A 19,515-nucleotide genomic window follows, 5' to 3' on the forward strand; every position below is an offset into this window, starting at 1 on the left:
TTATTCCTCTTCTTGACAGCCCAGCCAGCCTTCTCGCCCAGGGAATGGTGCTCTCACCACTTTTCCTTTAGGCAGTGTATTGATGTCTTCTGGCAACAAATCACTCAATGTACAGAATTGGATTTCTTCTTGTGCGATTCGTTCCAACAATTGTGAAAATTGTTCCGATTTTGACATTCCTTCCACTTCAGTGTGGATTGTATAAACAGGAACGCCTTGATCATTTTTAATCGCCTGAAGGATAAAATCATTAAATGCGTCGTCAGTAACAACCGTTCCCACGACCTCATCGTATGTGGGTAATGTCACCGGAATTTGTACGGTACCAATCGAACCATCTTGCATAATAGGCCTGAATGGGTACTTTCCACGACAATCACTATTATAATCAAAATTAAACTGTTGTTTAACTTTAAGAACTCTTTCGTCCCCACGCCAGCCAGCAACTGCCGAGCAAGTTACCCGCTGCCCAATAGCTAAGGTTAATGCATCAACACCTAATTTAACTTGTTCTGTCAATTGGGACTCACTCCACTTGGCAACTCTGGCTTGCCAACCTTGATGATCCCACGCATGTAAACCCACTTCATGCCCAGCATCTAATGTTTGTTTCATTAGATAACCTAAGTCTTTAGCAATTTTCTTCCCTGGCCACGCAGTACCCGCGAGTAAAATATCTAGGCCATAAAGAGATGCTGCATTAGACCTCAGCATTTTCCACAGGAATTTAGGACGCAAAAGGCGCCATAAATGGCGCCCCATATTATCGGGTCCTACACTGAAGAAAAAACTGGCCTGAATATTGTGCTCTTTCAGCACTTTGAGTAGCTGAGGTACCCCTTTCAATGTTCCTTGATAGGTATCTACATCTATTCTCAAGCCAACTTTTTTCATTAGTCTTTATCACTCAATTCTTCAACTGCACCTTGCAAGAAAAAGTCTAGTGTTTCTTCAATGGTATCTTTCATATCAATCGTTGGTACCCACTCAAGTAGGCGACGCGCATTTTCAACACTTGGTTTACGATGCTCAACATCTTGATAACCTTGACCATAATAACTACTGCTTTCAATTTCACGGAAGCCAGCAAATGGAGGGAATTTTGCTCTCTCAGGATGTTTTTCAAAGCTTTCCAGCAACATTTCAGCTAATTCACGAATACTCGCTTCATTAGTTGGGTTACCAATGTTGATGATTTGACCATCACATTTACCATCTTTATTCTCAATGATACGGAATAACGCTTCAATGCCATCTTTGATATCAGTAAAGCAGCGTTTTTGTGCACCACCATCAACTAACTTAATTGGAGAACCTTCAACCAAGTTCAAGATCAACTGAGTAATTGCGCGAGAGCTACCAATACGAGCAGAGTTCAAGCTGTCTAAACGTGGTCCCATCCAGTTAAATGGACGGAATAGCGTAAATTTCAGACCTTCTTTCGCGCCATAGGCCCAAATAACTCGGTCAAGTAACTGTTTAGATACAGAATAAATCCAACGTTGTTTATTGATTGGACCTACAATTAAACGTGATTCGTCTTCATCAAACTCTTTATCATCACACATACCATAAACTTCTGAAGTCGATGGGAAGATGATACGTTTGTTATATTTCACGCAATAACGAACAATTTTCAGGTTTTCTTCAAAGTCTAATTCGAAAACACGCAGTGGATTACGGGTGTATTCAATAGGCGTTGCAATCGCTACTAACGGCAGAATAACGTCACATTTTTTAATGTGATATTCAATCCATTCAGTATGAATGCTTACATCACCTTCGATAAAATGAAAACGTGGGTTACCAATAAAACGTTCAATTGCAGATGAACCGATATCCATACCATAGATATCATAGTTATCATCTTTCAACAGACGCTCAGTTAGGTGGTTACCAATAAAGCCATTCACACCCAAGATCAAAACGCGTTTACGACGTTTGATTTGTGTAGTCGGTTTTTCACCAACACGAACATCTTTCACGATACCCATTTCATTTGCAAGGCGGTTACCTTGCATATATAGACCGGTTTCACTTTGACCACTAATAACTTCAATTGCACCTTGGCCACAAGCAATACGCAGTGGATTATTAGACAATACCGTACCGGCAACTCGACCTTGGTTATCATCTAATACGCTAGCACGCCAGATAGTCATCTTACGCGCACCTAAATAGGTAAACGCACCAGGATAAGGTTCAGTAACAGCACGAATAAGACAATTGATTTCTTTTGCTGAGCGATTCCAATCAATTTGTCCATCGTCAGCACAACGGCGACCAAAGTAACTCGCCTTACTTTCATCTTGAGCAACCGCTTTATAGCTACCCGCTTCGATTAATGGCAACGTTTTAGTCAACAGTACTTCTGCTGCTTCACGTGCTTTTGCATGAAGTGTTAGCCCGGTATCGGTATCGCTAATCGCAAATTTTTCTTGAGCAACGATATCGCCAGCATCAGCCTTCTTGACCATTTTATGCAGCGTCACACCCGTTTCGCTTTCACCATTTAATAGCGCCCAATTGATTGGTGCGCGACCACGGTATTTTGGCAGTAAAGAACCATGCAGGTTAAATGCGCCTTTTGGTGCAATTGACAGCAGTTCTTCGCTTAACATATCGCGGTAATAAAAAGAGAAGATAACATCAGGTTTCAACTCGCGAATACGTTCAATCCATAGTGGATGATTAACGTCTTCAGGCGCATAAACAGGAAGTTCCATGTCTGCGCTTACACGTGCTACTGAAGAGTAAAAGTGGTTTTCATTAGGTGAGTCAGTGTGTGTAAATACTGCCTGAATATCAAAACCTGCTTCTTTAAGCGCCTTTAACCCTACACAGCCAATATCATGATAGGCAAAAACAATAGCTTTCATTAGTTTTCTTCCTGATTTTTGTCGGACTTAATATCTGCGCCGACGACTTTTTGAATAAAATAACGAGGTCTAGCACGTACATCATTGTAAATTCTACCGATGTATTCGCCTAATAAACCCATAGCAACAAACTGTGCGCCGATAAACATAAAGAGTACCGCAAACAGTGTAAATACGCCGTCTGCTGCCCATGCAGCGCCGAATAGCAGACGTAAAATAATTAATAATACAGCAAGTAAGAAACCGCCTGCGGCAATAACGCTGCCCACTACGCTCAGTAAACGCAACGGAGCTGTCGTTAAACAGGTTAGCAGGTCATACATTAAATTAATCAGTTTCATAAAACTGTATTTAGAATCACCAAATTCGCGCTCCGCATGAGCGACATCAATTTCAATGGTTCTACGTGCAAATGTATTCGCTAAAATAGGAATAAATGTGCTTCTTTCATGGCATTGCAACATCGCTTGAATAATATGACGACGATAAGCTCGTAACATACAACCATAGTCACCCATAGAGCGCCCTGTTGCTTTGGTTATCATCGCATTAATCATTTTTGATGCGGTTTTACGGAACCATGAGTCTTGACGATTTGCACGGCGCGTACCGACTACATCATAACCCTGCGCTGCCGTTTGAACTAAACGTGGAATTTCTTCCGGTGGATTTTGTAAGTCCGCATCAAGAGTGATAACTAAATCGCCATCAGCCTGGTTAAAACCCGCCATAATCGCTGAATGCTGACCATAATTACGATTAAGAATAATAGCAATAATGTGATTCTCTGGATCTTCAGCGGCTTCTACTAACATTTTTGCTGAACGGTCACTGCTTCCGTCATCTACTAAAATCAATTCATAAGATTGCGTGAGTTGTTTACACGACTTAATTGTGCGCTCTAATAACTGAGGCAAACTTTCTTCTTCATTATAAACAGGGATAACTACTGAGACTTTTTTAATCTCATCAAATTCATCTGCTATTGACACTATTTTGACTCCAAAAGAACTTTAGTAATCGCTTTAACAACCCGATCAACATCTTCATCTATCATATCAGGGAATAAAGGCAGCGAACAAAGAGTTGCGCTATTCCATTCTGATTCAGGCAATGAAAGTTCCGGGTATTTTTCGCGATAATATTTTTGCGTATGCGCTGCACGAAAATGTAAACCTGTGCCAATATCATGCTCTTTTAGTTTTTCCATAAATGTATCGCGATCAATACCACACTGCGATTTATCTACACGCACCATAAATAAATGATTAGCGTGTAAATGCGGGTAATCAGGAAATGAGAGCATTTTTAATGGTGAATTTTTCAACAACTCACGATAACGAGCAGTCAGTTCAGCTCTGCGTTGATTCATTTGTTCAACACGCGATAACTGCACCACAGCTATCGCAGCATGGATATCGGATAAATTATATTTAAAACCAGGCTCAACGACTTCCGCCTGAGGCTTACGGCCTTGCATTTGTCTATCAAATGCATCAACCCCTAATCCATGAAATTTTAAAGTTCGAACTCGTTGTGCAAGTTCATCATTATCCGTAGTGACTAAACCACCTTCAGCACTAGTGACATTTTTAATCGCATGAAATGAAAAAATTGCAGTACCAGTCTCACCAATCCATTCATTTTTATAACGTGTGCCGACTGCATGAGCGGCATCTTCGAGTAAAAAGACACCTGCTTTTTCGGCAATTGCACGTAATGCATCTAAATCACAAGGCGCCCCAGCATAATGCACAGGAATAATAACTTTAGTTTTTGCTGTCAGTGCTTGTTCAACTGCATCGGGTTGGATCATTAAAGTATCACGATCGACATCAATCATTACCGGAGTCGCGCCTAGCAACTCAATCATATTAATTGTGGATACCCAAGTTTGCGAAGGTGTAATAACCTCATCTCCGGGACCAACACCTAGTGCCATCAAAACAACATGCATACCCGCTGTTGCAGAAGTTAATGCAATTGCATGCTTACAGCCATAACGCTTGCAAAAATCTTCTTCTAACTGATGATTCTGCGGCCCAGTAGTTATCCAGCCTGAACGTAGAACTTTCTCTACTGCCTTTACCTCTTCATCACCGATTGCAGGCTTTGAAAACGGAAGGAAATTGCTCATATTGTTATAGCCTAGTTTTCATTGATAATAGGATATTCTAGTTAATGATACTTTAACCGAACCTCAACACTCATCATCATTACAATAAGAAATTACATAAAAACGAGTGATTAAAACAATTTTTTAGTTAATCGTCAAAACTAATAATCTGCCATATCTTATTGGCGCTACTTTCACTTAATCTAATTTCTGACATAAAAATGTCGGATAAGTTACTGTCAGTCATTACGTCATCAGGTTTTCCTGATGCCACCATCAATCCTTTTTTTATCATCCATATACGACTAGCATTTTTATAAGTGTGACTAAGATTATGTCCACTCATTATAACCGTTCCTAAGCAATGACAAAAATATTTAATCCATTTATCTAAGTTGGCTTGCTGAATAATATCTAAATTGTTCGTTGGCTCATCAAATAGTATAAATTTTCCACATAATTGATTACTATCCCAGACTTGTAAAAATACGGCGACGATCCGAACTCGTTGCCATTCCCCCCCCGAAAGTTGATTTATTGATTTATGTAGCAATGGTGTTAACTGAAAATCTAAACAAAGAGAATCAACAATATTGACAGACAAGCTGTCAGAAGAACGGCTTGTTAAGGGCAAAAATAAGTCGAGGTATTGAAATACTTTTAATATTGGCAATGAATTTATCATTTGTGGCAAATATGCGCGTTGTCGCCCCAACTCTTGGACACTATAGACATTAATATCCTGATTATTGATTAGTACCTGTCCGTCAAAATCAAGGAAACCACTTAATGCAGCCAATAATGTACTTTTCCCCGCGCCATTGGCACCTAATAAATGAATTTGTTCGCCAGCAAATATCATCTCAGTAAGATTTACGATACGATTAGCAACCGACAAATTGTTTATCTCAATGACTCTTTTCATATTCATTTTTTAACGCCATTGATGGTTACGGATAAGTAAAAAGATAAAGATAGGTGCGCCTAATGTTGCTGTTATAACACCAATAGGAATTTCAGCATTAGCCATCAATAAGCGAGATAACAAATCAGCGATTAATAATCCTAATGCGCCTGCAAGGGCACAACCTGGTAATAATATGCGATTATCAGTTAGCCCGCTCAAGCGTAATATATGGGGGATAACCAAACCAATAAAGCTAATCGCTCCCGCAATTGCAACACTAAAACCAATCAACACACCACTAACAATAATTAAGGCCAAACGCCATTTTTGGGGCGAAAAGCCAAGCTGATAAGCTTGCAACCTGCCGAGTGAAAGATAATTCAATGTTTTACCTTGGCAAATAGCCCACAACAAAAATGGAAGACTCACCATCACTAATCCAAACTGTCGCCAATCGACACCACTAAAACTACCCATCATCCAATAAAGTAATTGCCGCAAATCTAAGTTGCTGCTCATATAAACCATCCATGTCATACAAGCACCACTAATAACCCCTAAAGCGACACCGACTAAGAGCAAACTAGAGTTATTCAGGTGTTTACTGCGAGCAAAATAAAGTAGTACAGAAGTGAGCACTAAAGCACCGATAATCGCACTTGTGCTTATTAACCAATAATGGGTAATACCTGATGATAATAAGACGGTTAATACCACCGCGACCCCAGCACCGTTACTTATTCCTAATAGGCCAGGCTCAGCGAGAGGATTTTCAAATAGCGCCTGCATAATTGCACCTGTTACGGCAAGTGCTGCACCAATAGCGATAACTGCCAACATTCGAGGTAAACGAATTTGACCAATAAACATTTGAGCAGGCTCACTTGTCCATTGGTTTGGCCATAGCCATATTTCCCCAGCGCTTAGGGAAAGGATAACTATCATCAATAAAAAAATAGCCAGTAATATAACCACTCGTATGTCAGCATTTTTTTGTTGTTTTTTTAGTTTATTTATTAGATGAGCCATTTTGTAGTTTATCTGATTATCTTTTAAGTTAATAAACTAGTGTTTATTTATGAAAGTAGTGCTAATTCAATAATTTTATACTTGATTTTCAATGTGAAAATGACATTTAAAGGGTAATAATATGACTCTACCGCAGATTACTTCAGCATCATCTAGCTTACCAATAGCAACTTCTAATGTAACGAGAAACGTTCCAATTAAATTACAAGAAAATAAAGGATTTTTATTATCAATCACAAATATTATTCGTTCTTGCCAGCATTTTTTTAGTATTTCAAAACAAGATAAATGTGAATTACTGAGTAATAGAAAACTTAATACTAACGAACAAGAGCCTTCAGTTCCAGTTTCTATATATAAAACAAAGCAGGAACTAAAATTGGCAGAACAAAAGATTACACAGCAAAAGCCTTTTGAAACAGTTGAAAAACGTTTTCATTATAACCAACTTTCCAAAGAGCGAAACCACACTGAGCCTACCGCAAAGTACAGAATTTTTGATAATAATGAATTAGAAGCGCAGACTCCAGAGTCTTCATACAGAACGGATAGTCTTAAGCAGCAAAGTGAACAGCAAAAAATAGCAGCTAAAATTTCAAATTCAAACTTACAAACAATAAGTAACTACCAAGATTTATCAGAAGCAGAGAAAACAGCTTTTTCAAAATTTAATGAAATCATGGCTCAAGCTATAGCTACACCAGAATTCACTAATCAAGAGGGCATTTCACGCGTACCTGGCGTAAAGAAAAAAATTGACTTAATTTTAGATTCCATCTCTTCCGGTGTAGGTATTAGTAATGTACTTATAAATAAAAATAAGATCGCACTGAATGATTTAATTAGTGCGTCCAAAATAGTGCTAACGCAGGCTATAAATAAGTCCCAGAGTGAAACAAGCAAATTAGCTCAATTAATTGAGAAAATTAATGAAGCTACTGAGCAAGAAGAAGCAACCATTCAATACGTAACCAATAATCAACCAGTTAATAGCCAAGAAATTTTAAAGCGAGCAAAAATAAATAAATTAGCTAAAATACCTCCACTTAAAGAACTGCCACTAGCTATTCAAATCGCCATGCCACTCCTCCTTGAGTTAGTAAAAAATATTGAAACTAATCGCATGACACCAAACGGTATCGCAATTTCGTTTCATAGTATTATGTCGCCTCATAATCTTTCTGTGAATCAATCTACACCCCAAAAATTAGAGATAAGCAAAGCAGATATCGCCGCAATTAAGTCCGCTAACAAATATTTAGAGCTATTGATTCAAAGAGAATTAGACTTAAGCCAAGTACAAAAATAAGTTAATTAACTTATACCAAAACAAAAGACCACCTAAAAGAGCATCGTCAGCCCTGAGCGTTGGGGCTGACAACATATATCAAAGAGTTACAGACATTATAATATACTAATTCTCACCATTCCCCCCCAATTTAGCTAACGCCGATTATTGGTATCGCAAGCTATTCGCGCGGTGCAGGCGCAACGTTTATCCAATATGCAGTATTTGCAAGGCATGGATATTGAAGATGTTGAAACGGGTGAGCGTTTTGATCTATTCGATAAAGTGATGGTGAGTGTGTCTAATCCTGAAATTCGTCGTATGGAATTAATGTCGCAAATGGCCGGCATTGAGCGTGTCGCAAAAGAGCGTGACGATATTGGCATGTTTATTACGCTGACCTGCCCATCAAAATATCATCCCACTAAGCAGCGAAGAAAAGGCAAAGAGATTGACGCTGTGCTTAATCACAAGTGGAAAGATGAAGCCTATACGCCAAAAGATGGGCAACAATATTTAGTGAAAATCTGGTCTCGTATTCGTTCTGCATTCAATGATAATAATATCGATGTTTATGGTATTCGTGTCGTAGAGCCTCATCACGATGGTACGCCCCACTGGCATATGCTGTTATTTGTTGATAAAGCCAGTCGAGCCAAAGCCGTTGATATTATGCGTAAACGCGCATTAAAAGAAGATGGCGACGAAGCCGGTGCACAGAAAAATCGTTTCGAATGCAAGCATATGAATCGTGGTGGCGCTGTGGGCTATATCGCTAAATATGTGGCTAAAAATATTGATGGCTACGCGCTTGATGGCGAGATAGACCATGAAACCGGTAAAGACTTAAAAAGCATGGCGGCAGCGGTCACCGCTTGGGCTTCTACTTGGCGCATCCCTCAATTTCAATTCTATAAACTCCCCTCAAAAGGCGCTTATCGCGAATGTCGTCGTTTACCGCGCGGTGTCTCTATTTCAGACAAACTCGGAGATATTGCCGAGCGTGTTCGCGCCGCTGCCGATGAAGGTGACTTTTTTAATTATGTTATGTCTCAAGGTGGACCATGTATTCGCCGTAAAGAGGAAACGATACGTGTTGCCCGTGAGATCAGCGATGTGAATGTTTACGGTGAAGAGGTTCAAAAGGTTGTGGGGGTTTATAACCAACTCATCGCAAATAAGCCCACGCTTAAAACCCGTGAAAGGCAGTTCAAGATTGTGAAGAAAAACTCCGATGCTGCGGGCGATGGTCTTTTAAAAAGCGCCATCGGCGCGCCTCGGAGTCCTGTCAATAACTGTAGATCGCGGATCACATCCAATCTATCAGATGTGCAATTTTACGAGCCTGAGCTCGGCTCAAGGGAAGTATGCAATATAAAGGAATATGGTTTTGCGTTTATCGAAACAGACCCTGACAACGCGATAGGGAGTGAGATTTCACAGGGTAAGCAGCAAAGGCAGATATCAAATATTGAATTAGGCGAGAGTGATAACGAAATTCAGTCGGAAATTGTCACTTTTGCCAATGAGGTTGGTATTAGTTTTGATATTCCACAGGTTGAAACCATGTTTACTAATGGTATGGGGGTTAGTGATGGGCTCTATTACATGAAATTTGACGGTGAACGGTTGAGATTGAGTTTCAACGACGACGGAAAAAGCAACAGAAACAGGAATTAGAAGCGCAAAAAGAGGCTATTAGTGGGAAGTATAGGCAAAGGTGTATTGATGCTTTATCACGAATTAATAAATTGAGAGAGGAGAATAAATGAATGAAACTTTGTTGGTTTTAGCGATGATTTGGTATATGGGTGCAATGATATTTACTATCAGCATTCTTTGGTACTATAAAAGACAACCGACTGATAGATTGCCAGTATGGGGGACTATTTTAATTATTATTTTTTGGTTTGTTTCATTTCCAGTGGCATTGATTATTTTATTGATTATATGGATTGATATTCAATATTTTTCTGATGAGGGTGATAAATGAAATTCACAATAAATATCACAAATGAATTATTAATAAATTTAGCGTTTAAAATGAGTACTGAATTAAATCAATGGCAAAAAAGATGGAGTCACAATCAATTCCACCGTAACAGAATTTTAAACAAAGCAAGACAAGTAGGTACCTCTTGGTATTTTTCACTTGAGGCGGTAAATGATGCGTGTTTAACAGGGAGGCATAAAATATTTTTAGGTGACTTAAATTTAATCTCAAATGAAATAGCATATTTTTGCAGCCATGTAGGTAAATTAGATAGTCAAGTATTAATTAAACAGATAAAGAAAGCAGGTAGAGTAGTTATCTGGTTAAGTAATGGAGCAAAAGTATATTTCATTTCGAGTGAAAAAACGACTTTTGCGGCTATTGTGGGAGATATCTATATTCCTGAATGGTCTTGGAATAGTCATGTTGACAATATTTTGAAAATTTCCATGGCTATTACAACCCATCAGCACTGGCGTAGAACATACTATTCAACTCGTTCAAGTATATAGATAATGCGAGTATAGAGGGAGTGTCTATTATGGACGATGAGGCGCTTTTTATTGATAGAGTAAATTTATTCCAAGCAAATGATGACTATCAATGGTGCTACGAGCATATGAAAGAAAAAAGTGATGATTTTACACCGTTACAATTTGCCGAAATGTATCTCTGTCAATTTGATAGAAGGTAGCGTACGAAATAAAAATGGGTATGTAAAATACATACCCTATTTTCAGTTGATGTTACTTGACAATGCCTTTTATAAAAGTGATTGTTTTCCAAAATCCATTATTAATCTTCCTTTTGGTAGAGTTAACTTTTAATCTAAAATTTCTATATCTTAATCTTAAATTGATAACTTGCTTTAATTTTTGGATAAAGCCTTTATTGCTATGATAGCAATCGAATAGAAATATAATAACATTAAGTAATATTCCAACACCAAAAAATGATATATCAAATATGTATTGCAAGATAAAAATTAAACTTTTAAAGTTTCGTATTAAATTCTTATTGTTTTTTATTGGTTTAATCATTATGACCTCTAATGATAAATACCGCGGTGCAGGATATATCCCGCGATAGGTTAGATTTTTATATCCATACCTATTTATAAAATTAGGATTTACTTAAAATCATTTTTTTGATTAAAAATTAGTCAATTATCATTTTTATTCTAAAAATTATCAAAATAAGATTATTAATTAGAATTAAATTAAAAATAACAATAAAAATATACGTGAATTTAATTAAATTTAATTTTATCCAATATAAAATAATTAACATTATTGATTATTTTATTACAATGCAAAATTCCGCAATTTCTCGCCCAAATCCGCAAGATCAAAAAAGGATCGTTACCCACACCAAGCTCCAGCACTGGTGCGGTTCAGACGCCCCCTTGCACCTGCATGAAAATCGCCCTATTTAGTGGGCAGGCGTGGCGGGGCTACGATTGCGCGGCGAGATGTTTATTGTTAATTGTCCGTCTGCAAAATCTCAGCTTCATAGCGGCGTTTAATTCAATTTTATATAACTAGATAGCAATTAATTCATCGTGCTTCGTAATGGTTTGTAGCGTGTTTAAAGAGGTGTCTGGTGAGGGCTAATTTCTGCCGATTCGTCTTGGTGGTGTGGGTTTGATATAATATCGTGGGGTCTTATTATTATTGGGGTCATCAATATCATCTACCTATAGGCGAAAAAATACCGCCACGATGGGCGGTATCATTAATCATATTGATAAGTTATTTCTGCTCGTCGTCCAAGTCCAATGAATACCGCTCAAACCGTATCAGCTCCTCCCCTAGCCAATCCAATAGGTATCCCACACTAGAGCATTAAGGGCTGATAACCTATATATCAATAAGTTAAAGATATAACAATATAAAAAGATGAGCTTCCTTTATGTATTAGTTTGTCTTATTTCTGTTTTTATCTACAACTCTCTGTCCATCTTCTTTACTAAATTCATTTAATTGTTCATTTGGCAAAATTTCTAATATTAATTCTGATGGCCTGCATAGTTTTACACCTAACGGCGTTACCACAATCGGTCTATTGATCAGTATTGGATGTTGTAACATGAAATTAATCAGTTGTTCATCAATATAAACATCTTTTTCTAAACCTAATTGTTCATATGGTTCAACATTTTTTCGTAGTAACTCTCTTGTTGTGATTTTCATATCTGCAATAAGTTGAACTAATACATCTTTAGTTGGTGGGGTTTCTAGATAATAAATGATTGTAGGTTCTACGCCACTGTTACGAATAATTGCAAGCGCATTACGTGATGTGCCACAGTCTGGATTGTGATAAATAGTGATTTCATTCATTTGATTACCATTAATTTAAGAGTGAAAACCTAAGCACCAAAGCGATTAATGTTACTGTCAGTACAGGAACAGTCATAATGATGCCCGTTTTAAAATAATATCCCCACGTGATGGTCATCTTTTTTTGTGATAAAACATGTAGCCACAATAGCGTAGCCAAACTACCAATTGGTGTAATCTTAGGGCCTAAATCTGCACCAATAACATTGGCATAAACCATAGCCTGTTGGATTAACCCTGTAGCATTGCTACCTTCAATTGATAGAGCCCCGATTAATACTGTTGGCATATTATTCATAATTGAAGATAAAAAAGCAGTAATAAACCCAGTCCCTATTGTTGCTACCCATAGCCCTTTATCTGCAAGGTAATTGAGTATTTCAGAAAGATAATCGGTTAGCCCTGCATTTCTTAACCCATAAACAACCAAATACATGCCCAAAGAAAAAATGACTATCTGCCAAGGGGCACCACGTAGAACTTTTTTTGTATTAATTGTGTGGCCTCTAGCTGCAATTATCCAAAGGGTCAAAGCACCAATTGCAGCGATAGCACTAACAGGAATCCCTAAAGGTTCTAAGAGAAAAAAACCGACCAGTAATAGCACCAATACAAACCAACCCGCTTTAAAGGTCGTCATATCCTTAATTGCTAAAGTTGGGTCACTAAGTTTTGTAACATCATATTGCTTAGGTATATCTTTACGAAAAAACCAATGCAACATAGTTAATGTGGCGATAATCGCAGCGATATCGACAGGAACCATAATTGATGCATACTCAGTAAAACCGATATTAAAAAAATCAGCAGAAACAATATTAACTAAGTTAGAAACAATAAGCGGTAAGCTTGCCGTATCCGCAATAAACCCTGCTGCCATAACAAATGCCAACGTTGTGCCTTTGTTAAAGCCAAGTGCAAGCAACATAGCAATAACAATGGGTGTTAATATCAATGCAGCACCATCATTAGCAAATAAAGCCGCAACTGTTGCACCTAGTAGCACGATATAACTAAATAACAACCTTCCTTTACCGCCTCCCCATCTAGCTACATGTAATGCTGCCCATTCAAAAAAGCCACTTTCATCTAGAATTAAACTAATAATAATGACCGCAACAAATGTCGCCGTTGCATTCCAAACAATATTCCAAACTGTAGGAATATCTTGAAAACTAATTACACCAAAAATAAGAGCAAGTATCGCCCCTACTGTTGTGCTCCACCCAATACCAAGTCCTTTGGGCTGCCAAATGACAAAAGTGATCGTCAGAATAAAAATTAATGCAGCAATAAACATAACAACCTCGTTTAAAAGGAGCATATATGTTCCTTTTATTTTTCTAAAATTATACTTAATCTGCTAGCTAGATTAATCCTGATATACCAATTGACTCAATACATATATGTTTTTTCGAATATGTTAATTTAAAAAAATTTATTTAGAACAGCTATTAACCGACTCTTTTGTCTCTATAACAGCCCTGAGCAAGGCTGATACTCTATTTTTCTCCGTAGCGTATGTTACATCTATGATACTTTTTACCCACGGCAATAATGTAGGAGACAATCTATAATGAACCCACTTACCATGTTTTGAATCAAGTAATAAACCAAACTCTCTGAGCATAGCTAAATGACGGGATGTTTTAGGCTGCGATAAATTTAACGCTGTATAAATGTCACAAACACATAGTTCACCTGATGCTTTTAAAATCAAGACAATATCTAATCTCGTTTGATCACCTAAAATTTTAAACAGTTGTAATGGTTCCATGTGTACCTCTTAAATCTTTTTTATAAACTATACCAAAAAAACACATACGTCAAAACGTATATGTAAAATACGCCACTCAGTGCAAATAAAAAATCGTTATGGTTTCAATAATCGAATTAGCAAGCGTCTGACTTTCCCGTACAACTACCCTAATAATAACGTCACGTTAAGCAATTACGCCGCACACTTCCGCTCTTCACTGCGAATTTCAACCACCAAAGAACGTTATAACCAATGCCAAAACATCAATTGTGGTGCAACGTTTGTAAGTCATGAATCAGTAGCTCGATTTATTAGTAAGCCGGGGGAAGTCAAGCCAGTAAACCGTATCTGAATAAATTTCAACAAGTGGCCTTGGCGCTATAATATTTAGCCCTAATTTTAGGGGCCAATGCTTAAGATGGGTTACATCGTGGATGTGATGTGGATGGTGTCTTATAAATCCTTTTATAAAACATATGATTATACAAAAACAAAAGACCGCCTAAGCGGTCTTTTTCTATATCTATTGATATCAATAGATATGATTAGTCTTTTGGTGTTGCTTTTTCTACACGGCTTTTTAATTTTTGGCCTGGGCGGAATGTAACAACACGGCGTGCAGTAATTGGAATATCTTCCCCAGTTTTTGGGTTACGTCCGGGACGTTGACTTTTATCACGTAAATCAAAGTTACCGAATCCAGATAATTTTACCTGCTCACCATTTTCTAAAGAAAGGCGAACCTCTTCAAAGAAAGTTTCAACAAGGTCTTTAGCATCACGTTTGCTAACACCCAGTTTTTCAAACAAATTTTCCGACATTTCAGCTTTAGTAAGCGCCATAGGTTTAGTCCCTCAAGGAGGCTTGGAATCGCTGTTTTAACGCAGCAACGCACAGTTCAACGGTCGCGGTAATCTCTTCTTCTTCCATCGTACGCTGGGTATCTTGGAAGACTAGACTAATAGCAAGGCTCTTATAACCGTCTGCTATTCCTTCACCACAATACACATCAAATAAGTTTATGCCAACTATATGATTTATGCCAACTTTTTTACACTCTGCCAAAACTTCTGCAGCTGCTACATTTTCTGGTACAACAACAGCAATGTCACGACGATTCGATGGATAGCGTGAAATCACCTTAGCTTCAGGGACTACACGTTGTGTTATCGCATCACTACGAACCTCAAACACGACTGTACGACCATTTAAATCGAGTTTACGTTCTAATTCTGGGTGAACGACACCAATAAAGCCAATGTGTTCATTTTCCAGATAAATCCCAGCACTTTGCCCAGGATGTAACGATGGGTGTGCCTCAGATTTAAATGTAATTTGATTTAGTTTTCCAGTCAATTCAAAAACAGCTTCAAGATCACCTTTTAAATCAAAGAAGTCAACAACTTGTTTATCTAATGACCAATGTTCATCAAATCTATTGCCTGTAATCACGCCAGCCAACATAGGTTCCTGCCGTATTCCATATTCTGCTTGATTATCAGGAATAAAGCGTAGACCTGTCTCAAATAATCGAATTCTATTTTGTTGACGATTCTGATTATAGACCACAGTACCTAATAAGCCGGTCAATAATGACAAACGCATTGCAGACATATCAGCTGAAATTGGATTAGGCAAAATTAATGCATCTTGCTCAGGGTGAAGCAACGCTTGTATTTTAGGGTCAACAAAACTATAGGTAATAGCTTCTTGATAGCCCTTATCGACTAACATCGCTTTCATGCGTTTCAGCGGCAAGTTAGCTTCTTTATGCTTAGTCATGATCAGATCAGCGCGTAAAGGCACGTCTGGAATACTATTATATCCGTACACTCGCGCTACTTCTTCAACCAAATCTTCTTCGATTTGCATATCGAAACGCCAGCTTGGTGCGACTACATCCCAACAATTAGCAGATACAGTCACTTTACAGCCGAGACGCGTCAGAATATCCGTCACTAAATCATCAGCAATGAAATGACCAATTAAACGATCGAGTTTATGACGCGTCAATTTGATATTAGCAGCTTTAGGCAAATGCTCAATACTCGTTGCATCGATTATTTCACCAACTTCACCACCACAGATATCAACAATTAATGCCGTTGCACGTTCAAGAGCTTTAAATTGTAATTGTGAGTCAACACCACGCTCAAAACGGTGTGATGCATCAGTGTGCAAGCCATAATTACGTGCGCGTCCTGTAATCGATAGTGGGTCGAAATAAGCACATTCAAGAAGAATATTTTTTGTTTCGCCATTAACACCAGAGTGGTCACCACCAAAAATACCGGCAATACCTAATGCTTGTTTTTCATCAGCAATAACTAAAGTATCTGATTTTAGGGTCACTTCTGAACCATCTAATAATACAAGCTTTTCTTTATCTTTTGCCATACGTACTACGATAGCACCTGTTAAACGGTCCAAATCGTACGCATGCTGCGGTTGACCTAACTCAAGTAGGACAAAGTTTGTAATATCAACAACGGCATCAATAGAACGAACGCCACCACGACGCAGCTTTTCTTTCATCCATAATGGAGTCGGAACTGACACATCAATGTTTTGAATAACACGGCCTAAGAAACGTGGACACGCTTTTGGTGCCTCAACACGAATAGGAAATGTCTCTTTCGTCGTAACTTGAGCGGTATTAATAACCGGCTCATTGAGTTCAAGTTTATTGATAACAGCAACATCGCGTGCAACCCCGATAATACTCAGGCAATCTGCACGATTTGGTGTAATGCTGATTTCAATCGCATTATCATCAAGTTTTAGATATTCACGAATATCCGTACCTATCTTCGCGTCAGCTGGTAATTCAATAATACCGCTGTGATCATCAGAAATACCTAGCTCAGAATATGAACACAACATGCCTTCTGACGGCTCACCGCGTAATTTAGCCGCTTTAATTTTAAAGTCACCCGGTAGTACTGCACCCACAGTTGCTACTGCAACTTTTAAACCTAAACGGCAATTTGGCGCACCACAAACGATGTCTAGCAAGCGATCGCCGCCTACATTGATTTTAGTGACTCGCAATTTATCGGCATTAGGGTGTTGCCCACATTCAACTACTTCCCCTACAACCACACCATTAAATTGCCCTGCTACTGATTCAACGCCATCAACTTCCAAACCTGCCATTGTGATTTGGTCTGATAAAGCTTCACTATTTATCGCCGGGTTTACCCATTCGCGTAACCATAGTTCACTGAATTTCATGAGATAAACCCGCCTTATTTAAACTGTTTGAGAAAACGAAGATCATTTTCGAAGAATGCGCGCAAGTCTGAAACGCCGTAACGCAACATAGTTAAACGTTCCATACCCATACCAAATGCAAATCCAGAGTAAACTTCTGGGTCGATACCTACATTACGTAATACATTTGGATGCACCATTCCACAACCTAATACCTCAAGCCATTTGCCATTTTTACCCATCACATCGACTTCAGCAGATGGCTCGGTGAATGGAAAATAAGATGGGCGAAAGCGTACTTGAACTTCTTCTTCAAAGAAATTATTTAGAAAATCGTGCAATGTTCCTTTGAGGTTGGTAAAGCTAATATCTTTATCAACAATCAGACCTTCTGTTTGATGGAACATTGGAGTATGTGTTTGATCATAGTCATTACGGTATACGCGACCCGGCGCAATGATACGAATAGGTGGTTGCTGCCCAACCATTGTACGAATTTGCACACCTGATGTTTGGGTACGCAATAAACGTTTAGCATCAAACCAAAAAGTATCATGATCGGCACGCGCAGGGTGATGAGCTGGAATATTCAACGCATCAAAGTTATGGTAGTCATCTTCTATTTCAGGACCGGTCTCAACAGAGAAACCTAACTCACCAAAAAACTCTTCAATTCGCTGAATTGTACGAGTGACCGGATGTAATCCACCATTTTCCATACGGCGTCCCGGTAAAGAAACATCCACAGTTTCTGAAGATAAGCGCGCATTCAGTATTTCAGCTTGCATTAAATCTTTACGGGCGTTCAGTGCATCTTGAACCTGAACTTTAGCTTCATTTATAACAGCCCCTGCTGCTGGACGTTCATCAGCAGGCAGATCACGCAACGTTTTCATCTGTAGTGTGAAGTGGCCGCTTTTGCCTAAAAATTCAACACGCACTGACTCTAACGTAGCAACATCTTGGGCTTGTTCAATGGCTGCTTTTGCCTGTGCAACCAATTCAGCGAGATGTGGCATTGTTTCCCCTTTATGACCACTCGGTCGTTTTGCTAGTTATTCATTATATTAAGTTCAACTCACCATTATAATAACAGATAAGTACTTAACTGATTTTACTGCATTTTCTTTGAAATCAAAAACAAAAAAGCCTCCATTAGGAGGCTTTAGCGTAACTTTTCGTTTCTTTTCTTACGCAGACAAGCCCCCGATACTCAGGTGCTAAAGTAAAAAAAGAAGCGAAAAGCAACGTTATACATATGAAAATTTCTCTAGTAAATCATTTTATTAAAGTATAATCACAAAAAATACAAATGAAAAGAGGAAGTTTCCTTCCTCTTTTTCAAGCAAACAATTACGCCAAAGCGCCTTTCGCTTTTTCAACAAGCGCAGCAAATGCGACTTTATCGAAAACTGCGATATCTGCTAGGATCTTACGGTCGATTTCAATTGAAGCTTTTTTCAAGCCATTGATGAAGCGACTGTAAGACAGGCCGTTCTGACGAGCTGCAGCGTTAATACGCGCAATCCACAGTTGACGGAACTGACGTTTACGTTGACGGCGGTCACGGTAAGCGTATTGACCAGCTTTGATTACTGCCTGAAACGCGACACGGTAAACACGTGAACGTGCTCCGTAATAACCTTTCGCTTGCTTCAGAATTTTCTTGTGACGTGCACGGGCAACAACACCACGTTTTACGCGAGCCATATATATCTCCTATCGTCTTTTATCTTAAATTAACCAATGTTTACTTATGCGTATGGCAGGCAAGCACTTACCAGACCCAAATCGCCCTTAGATACCATTCCTTTAGCACGCAAATGGCGTTTACGCTTAGTAGACTTCTTGGTCAAAATATGACGAAGGTTTGCATGCTTGCGCTTAAAGCCACCGCCTGCAGTTTTTTTAAAGCGCTTTGCTGCGCCACGTACAGTTTTTATCTTTGGCATTTCTAATTCCAACTTCGCATTGTGATTAACTACGAAT

General features: G+C 38.6%; 18 protein-coding genes, 2 pseudogenes and 1 other annotated feature. Of the genes and pseudogenes, 6 read left to right on the top strand and 14 right to left on the bottom strand.

Features of this window, described 5'->3' with window-relative positions; all coding sequences use genetic code 11:
• The 6 genes from arnD to btuC all read right to left on the bottom strand — a co-directional run bounded on the left by arnD (nucleotide 1) and on the right by btuC (nucleotide 6,931).
• Nucleotides 1–894, bottom strand: a complete 894-nt coding sequence (arnD, locus tag DD649_RS12655; protein WP_294107415.1) for a 4-deoxy-4-formamido-L-arabinose-phosphoundecaprenol deformylase — start codon at nucleotides 892–894, stop codon at nucleotides 1–3.
• Nucleotides 894–2,879, bottom strand: coding sequence for a bifunctional UDP-4-amino-4-deoxy-L-arabinose formyltransferase/UDP-glucuronic acid oxidase ArnA (gene arnA / locus DD649_RS12660; protein WP_294107417.1), 1,986 nt, complete (start codon nucleotides 2,877–2,879; stop codon nucleotides 894–896). The genes arnD and arnA overlap by 1 nt, the downstream gene beginning before the upstream one ends.
• The gene (arnC, locus tag DD649_RS12665; protein ID WP_294107419.1) at nucleotides 2,879–3,871 is read right to left on the bottom strand and encodes an undecaprenyl-phosphate 4-deoxy-4-formamido-L-arabinose transferase; all 993 of its coding nucleotides are present in this window, start codon (nucleotides 3,869–3,871) and stop codon (nucleotides 2,879–2,881) included. Before arnC ends, arnA begins: the two co-directional genes overlap by 1 nt.
• Nucleotides 3,871–5,016: a UDP-4-amino-4-deoxy-L-arabinose aminotransferase gene (gene arnB, locus DD649_RS12670; RefSeq protein ID WP_294107421.1), complete on the bottom strand. Its 1,146-nt coding sequence runs from the start codon at nucleotides 5,014–5,016 to the stop codon at nucleotides 3,871–3,873. Before arnB ends, arnC begins: the two co-directional genes overlap by 1 nt.
• Before the next feature lie 127 nt (nucleotides 5,017–5,143).
• A complete protein-coding gene (locus DD649_RS12675) occupies nucleotides 5,144–5,926 on the bottom strand; it encodes an ATP-binding cassette domain-containing protein (RefSeq protein ID WP_294107423.1) in 783 nt (260 codons plus the stop codon).
• A gap of 3 nt (nucleotides 5,927–5,929) precedes the next feature.
• Entirely contained in the window at nucleotides 5,930–6,931 is a 1,002-nt protein-coding gene (gene btuC / locus DD649_RS12680; protein WP_294107425.1) for a vitamin B12 ABC transporter permease BtuC, read from the bottom strand.
• Between the two features lie 121 nt (nucleotides 6,932–7,052).
• On the opposite strand from btuC, the gene DD649_RS12685 reads away from it, so the two are divergent.
• The 5 genes and pseudogenes from DD649_RS12685 (at nucleotide 7,053) to DD649_RS12705 (ending at nucleotide 10,906) form a co-directional block, all read left to right on the top strand.
• On the top strand, nucleotides 7,053–8,240 hold the full coding sequence (locus DD649_RS12685) for a hypothetical protein (protein WP_294107428.1): 1,188 nt from the start codon (nucleotides 7,053–7,055) through the stop codon (nucleotides 8,238–8,240).
• 156 nt (nucleotides 8,241–8,396) lie between these two features.
• Nucleotides 8,397–9,991 (top strand): annotated as a pseudogene (locus DD649_RS12690) (replication endonuclease); the annotation flags it as partial.
• Nucleotides 9,988–10,212, top strand: a complete 225-nt coding sequence (locus tag DD649_RS12695) for a hypothetical protein (RefSeq protein WP_336430822.1) — start codon at nucleotides 9,988–9,990, stop codon at nucleotides 10,210–10,212. The pseudogene DD649_RS12690 and the gene DD649_RS12695, both read left to right, overlap by 4 nt.
• Entirely contained in the window at nucleotides 10,209–10,724 is a 516-nt protein-coding gene (locus DD649_RS12700; protein ID WP_294107433.1) for a terminase family protein, read from the top strand. The genes DD649_RS12695 and DD649_RS12700 overlap by 4 nt, the downstream gene beginning before the upstream one ends.
• A gap of 29 nt (nucleotides 10,725–10,753) precedes the next feature.
• A complete protein-coding gene (locus DD649_RS12705; RefSeq protein WP_294107435.1) occupies nucleotides 10,754–10,906 on the top strand; it encodes a hypothetical protein in 153 nt (50 codons plus the stop codon).
• Nucleotides 10,907–12,128: 1,222 nt separating this feature from the next.
• Here the strand turns inward: DD649_RS12705 and arsC are convergent.
• The 3 genes from arsC to DD649_RS12720 form a co-directional block, all read right to left on the bottom strand.
• Nucleotides 12,129–12,554: a glutaredoxin-dependent arsenate reductase gene (gene arsC / locus DD649_RS12710; RefSeq protein WP_294107439.1), complete on the bottom strand. Its 426-nt coding sequence runs from the start codon at nucleotides 12,552–12,554 to the stop codon at nucleotides 12,129–12,131.
• Between the two features lie 10 nt (nucleotides 12,555–12,564).
• Nucleotides 12,565–13,854 carry an arsenic transporter gene (locus DD649_RS12715; RefSeq protein ID WP_294107857.1) on the bottom strand — a complete coding sequence of 430 codons (1,290 nt, stop codon included), beginning with the start codon at nucleotides 13,852–13,854 and terminating at the stop codon, nucleotides 12,565–12,567.
• Between the two features lie 138 nt (nucleotides 13,855–13,992).
• Nucleotides 13,993–14,331: a metalloregulator ArsR/SmtB family transcription factor gene (locus DD649_RS12720; RefSeq protein WP_294107442.1), complete on the bottom strand. Its 339-nt coding sequence runs from the start codon at nucleotides 14,329–14,331 to the stop codon at nucleotides 13,993–13,995.
• Nucleotides 14,332–14,458: 127 nt separating this feature from the next.
• On the opposite strand from DD649_RS12720, the pseudogene DD649_RS12725 reads away from it, so the two are divergent.
• Nucleotides 14,459–14,697 (top strand): annotated as a pseudogene (locus tag DD649_RS12725) (ogr/Delta-like zinc finger family protein).
• A 161-nt stretch (nucleotides 14,698–14,858) separates the two neighbouring features.
• Here the strand turns inward: DD649_RS12725 and ihfA are convergent.
• The 5 genes from ihfA to rpmI all read right to left on the bottom strand — a co-directional run bounded on the left by ihfA (nucleotide 14,859) and on the right by rpmI (nucleotide 19,478).
• The gene (gene ihfA / locus DD649_RS12730; protein ID WP_294107444.1) at nucleotides 14,859–15,155 is read right to left on the bottom strand and encodes an integration host factor subunit alpha; all 297 of its coding nucleotides are present in this window, start codon (nucleotides 15,153–15,155) and stop codon (nucleotides 14,859–14,861) included.
• A gap of 4 nt (nucleotides 15,156–15,159) precedes the next feature.
• Nucleotides 15,160–17,547 (bottom strand): phenylalanine--tRNA ligase subunit beta, encoded by a 2,388-nt coding sequence (gene pheT, locus DD649_RS12735; protein ID WP_294107446.1) that lies wholly within the window; start codon nucleotides 17,545–17,547, stop codon nucleotides 15,160–15,162.
• Between the two features lie 14 nt (nucleotides 17,548–17,561).
• On the bottom strand, nucleotides 17,562–18,545 hold the full coding sequence (pheS, locus tag DD649_RS12740; protein ID WP_294107448.1) for a phenylalanine--tRNA ligase subunit alpha: 984 nt from the start codon (nucleotides 18,543–18,545) through the stop codon (nucleotides 17,562–17,564).
• Nucleotides 18,546–18,665: 120 nt separating this feature from the next.
• Nucleotides 18,666–18,790, bottom strand: a sequence feature (Phe leader region).
• 89 nt (nucleotides 18,791–18,879) lie between these two features.
• Nucleotides 18,880–19,236, bottom strand: a complete 357-nt coding sequence (rplT, locus tag DD649_RS12745; RefSeq protein WP_067398290.1) for a 50S ribosomal protein L20 — start codon at nucleotides 19,234–19,236, stop codon at nucleotides 18,880–18,882.
• Nucleotides 19,237–19,280: 44 nt separating this feature from the next.
• Entirely contained in the window at nucleotides 19,281–19,478 is a 198-nt protein-coding gene (gene rpmI, locus DD649_RS12750; protein ID WP_294107462.1) for a 50S ribosomal protein L35, read from the bottom strand.
• Nucleotides 19,479–19,515 lie beyond the last annotated feature (37 nt).

It is taken from the genome of Providencia sp. (genome assembly GCF_003533305.1).
Classification (GTDB): domain Bacteria; phylum Pseudomonadota; class Gammaproteobacteria; order Enterobacterales; family Enterobacteriaceae; genus Providencia.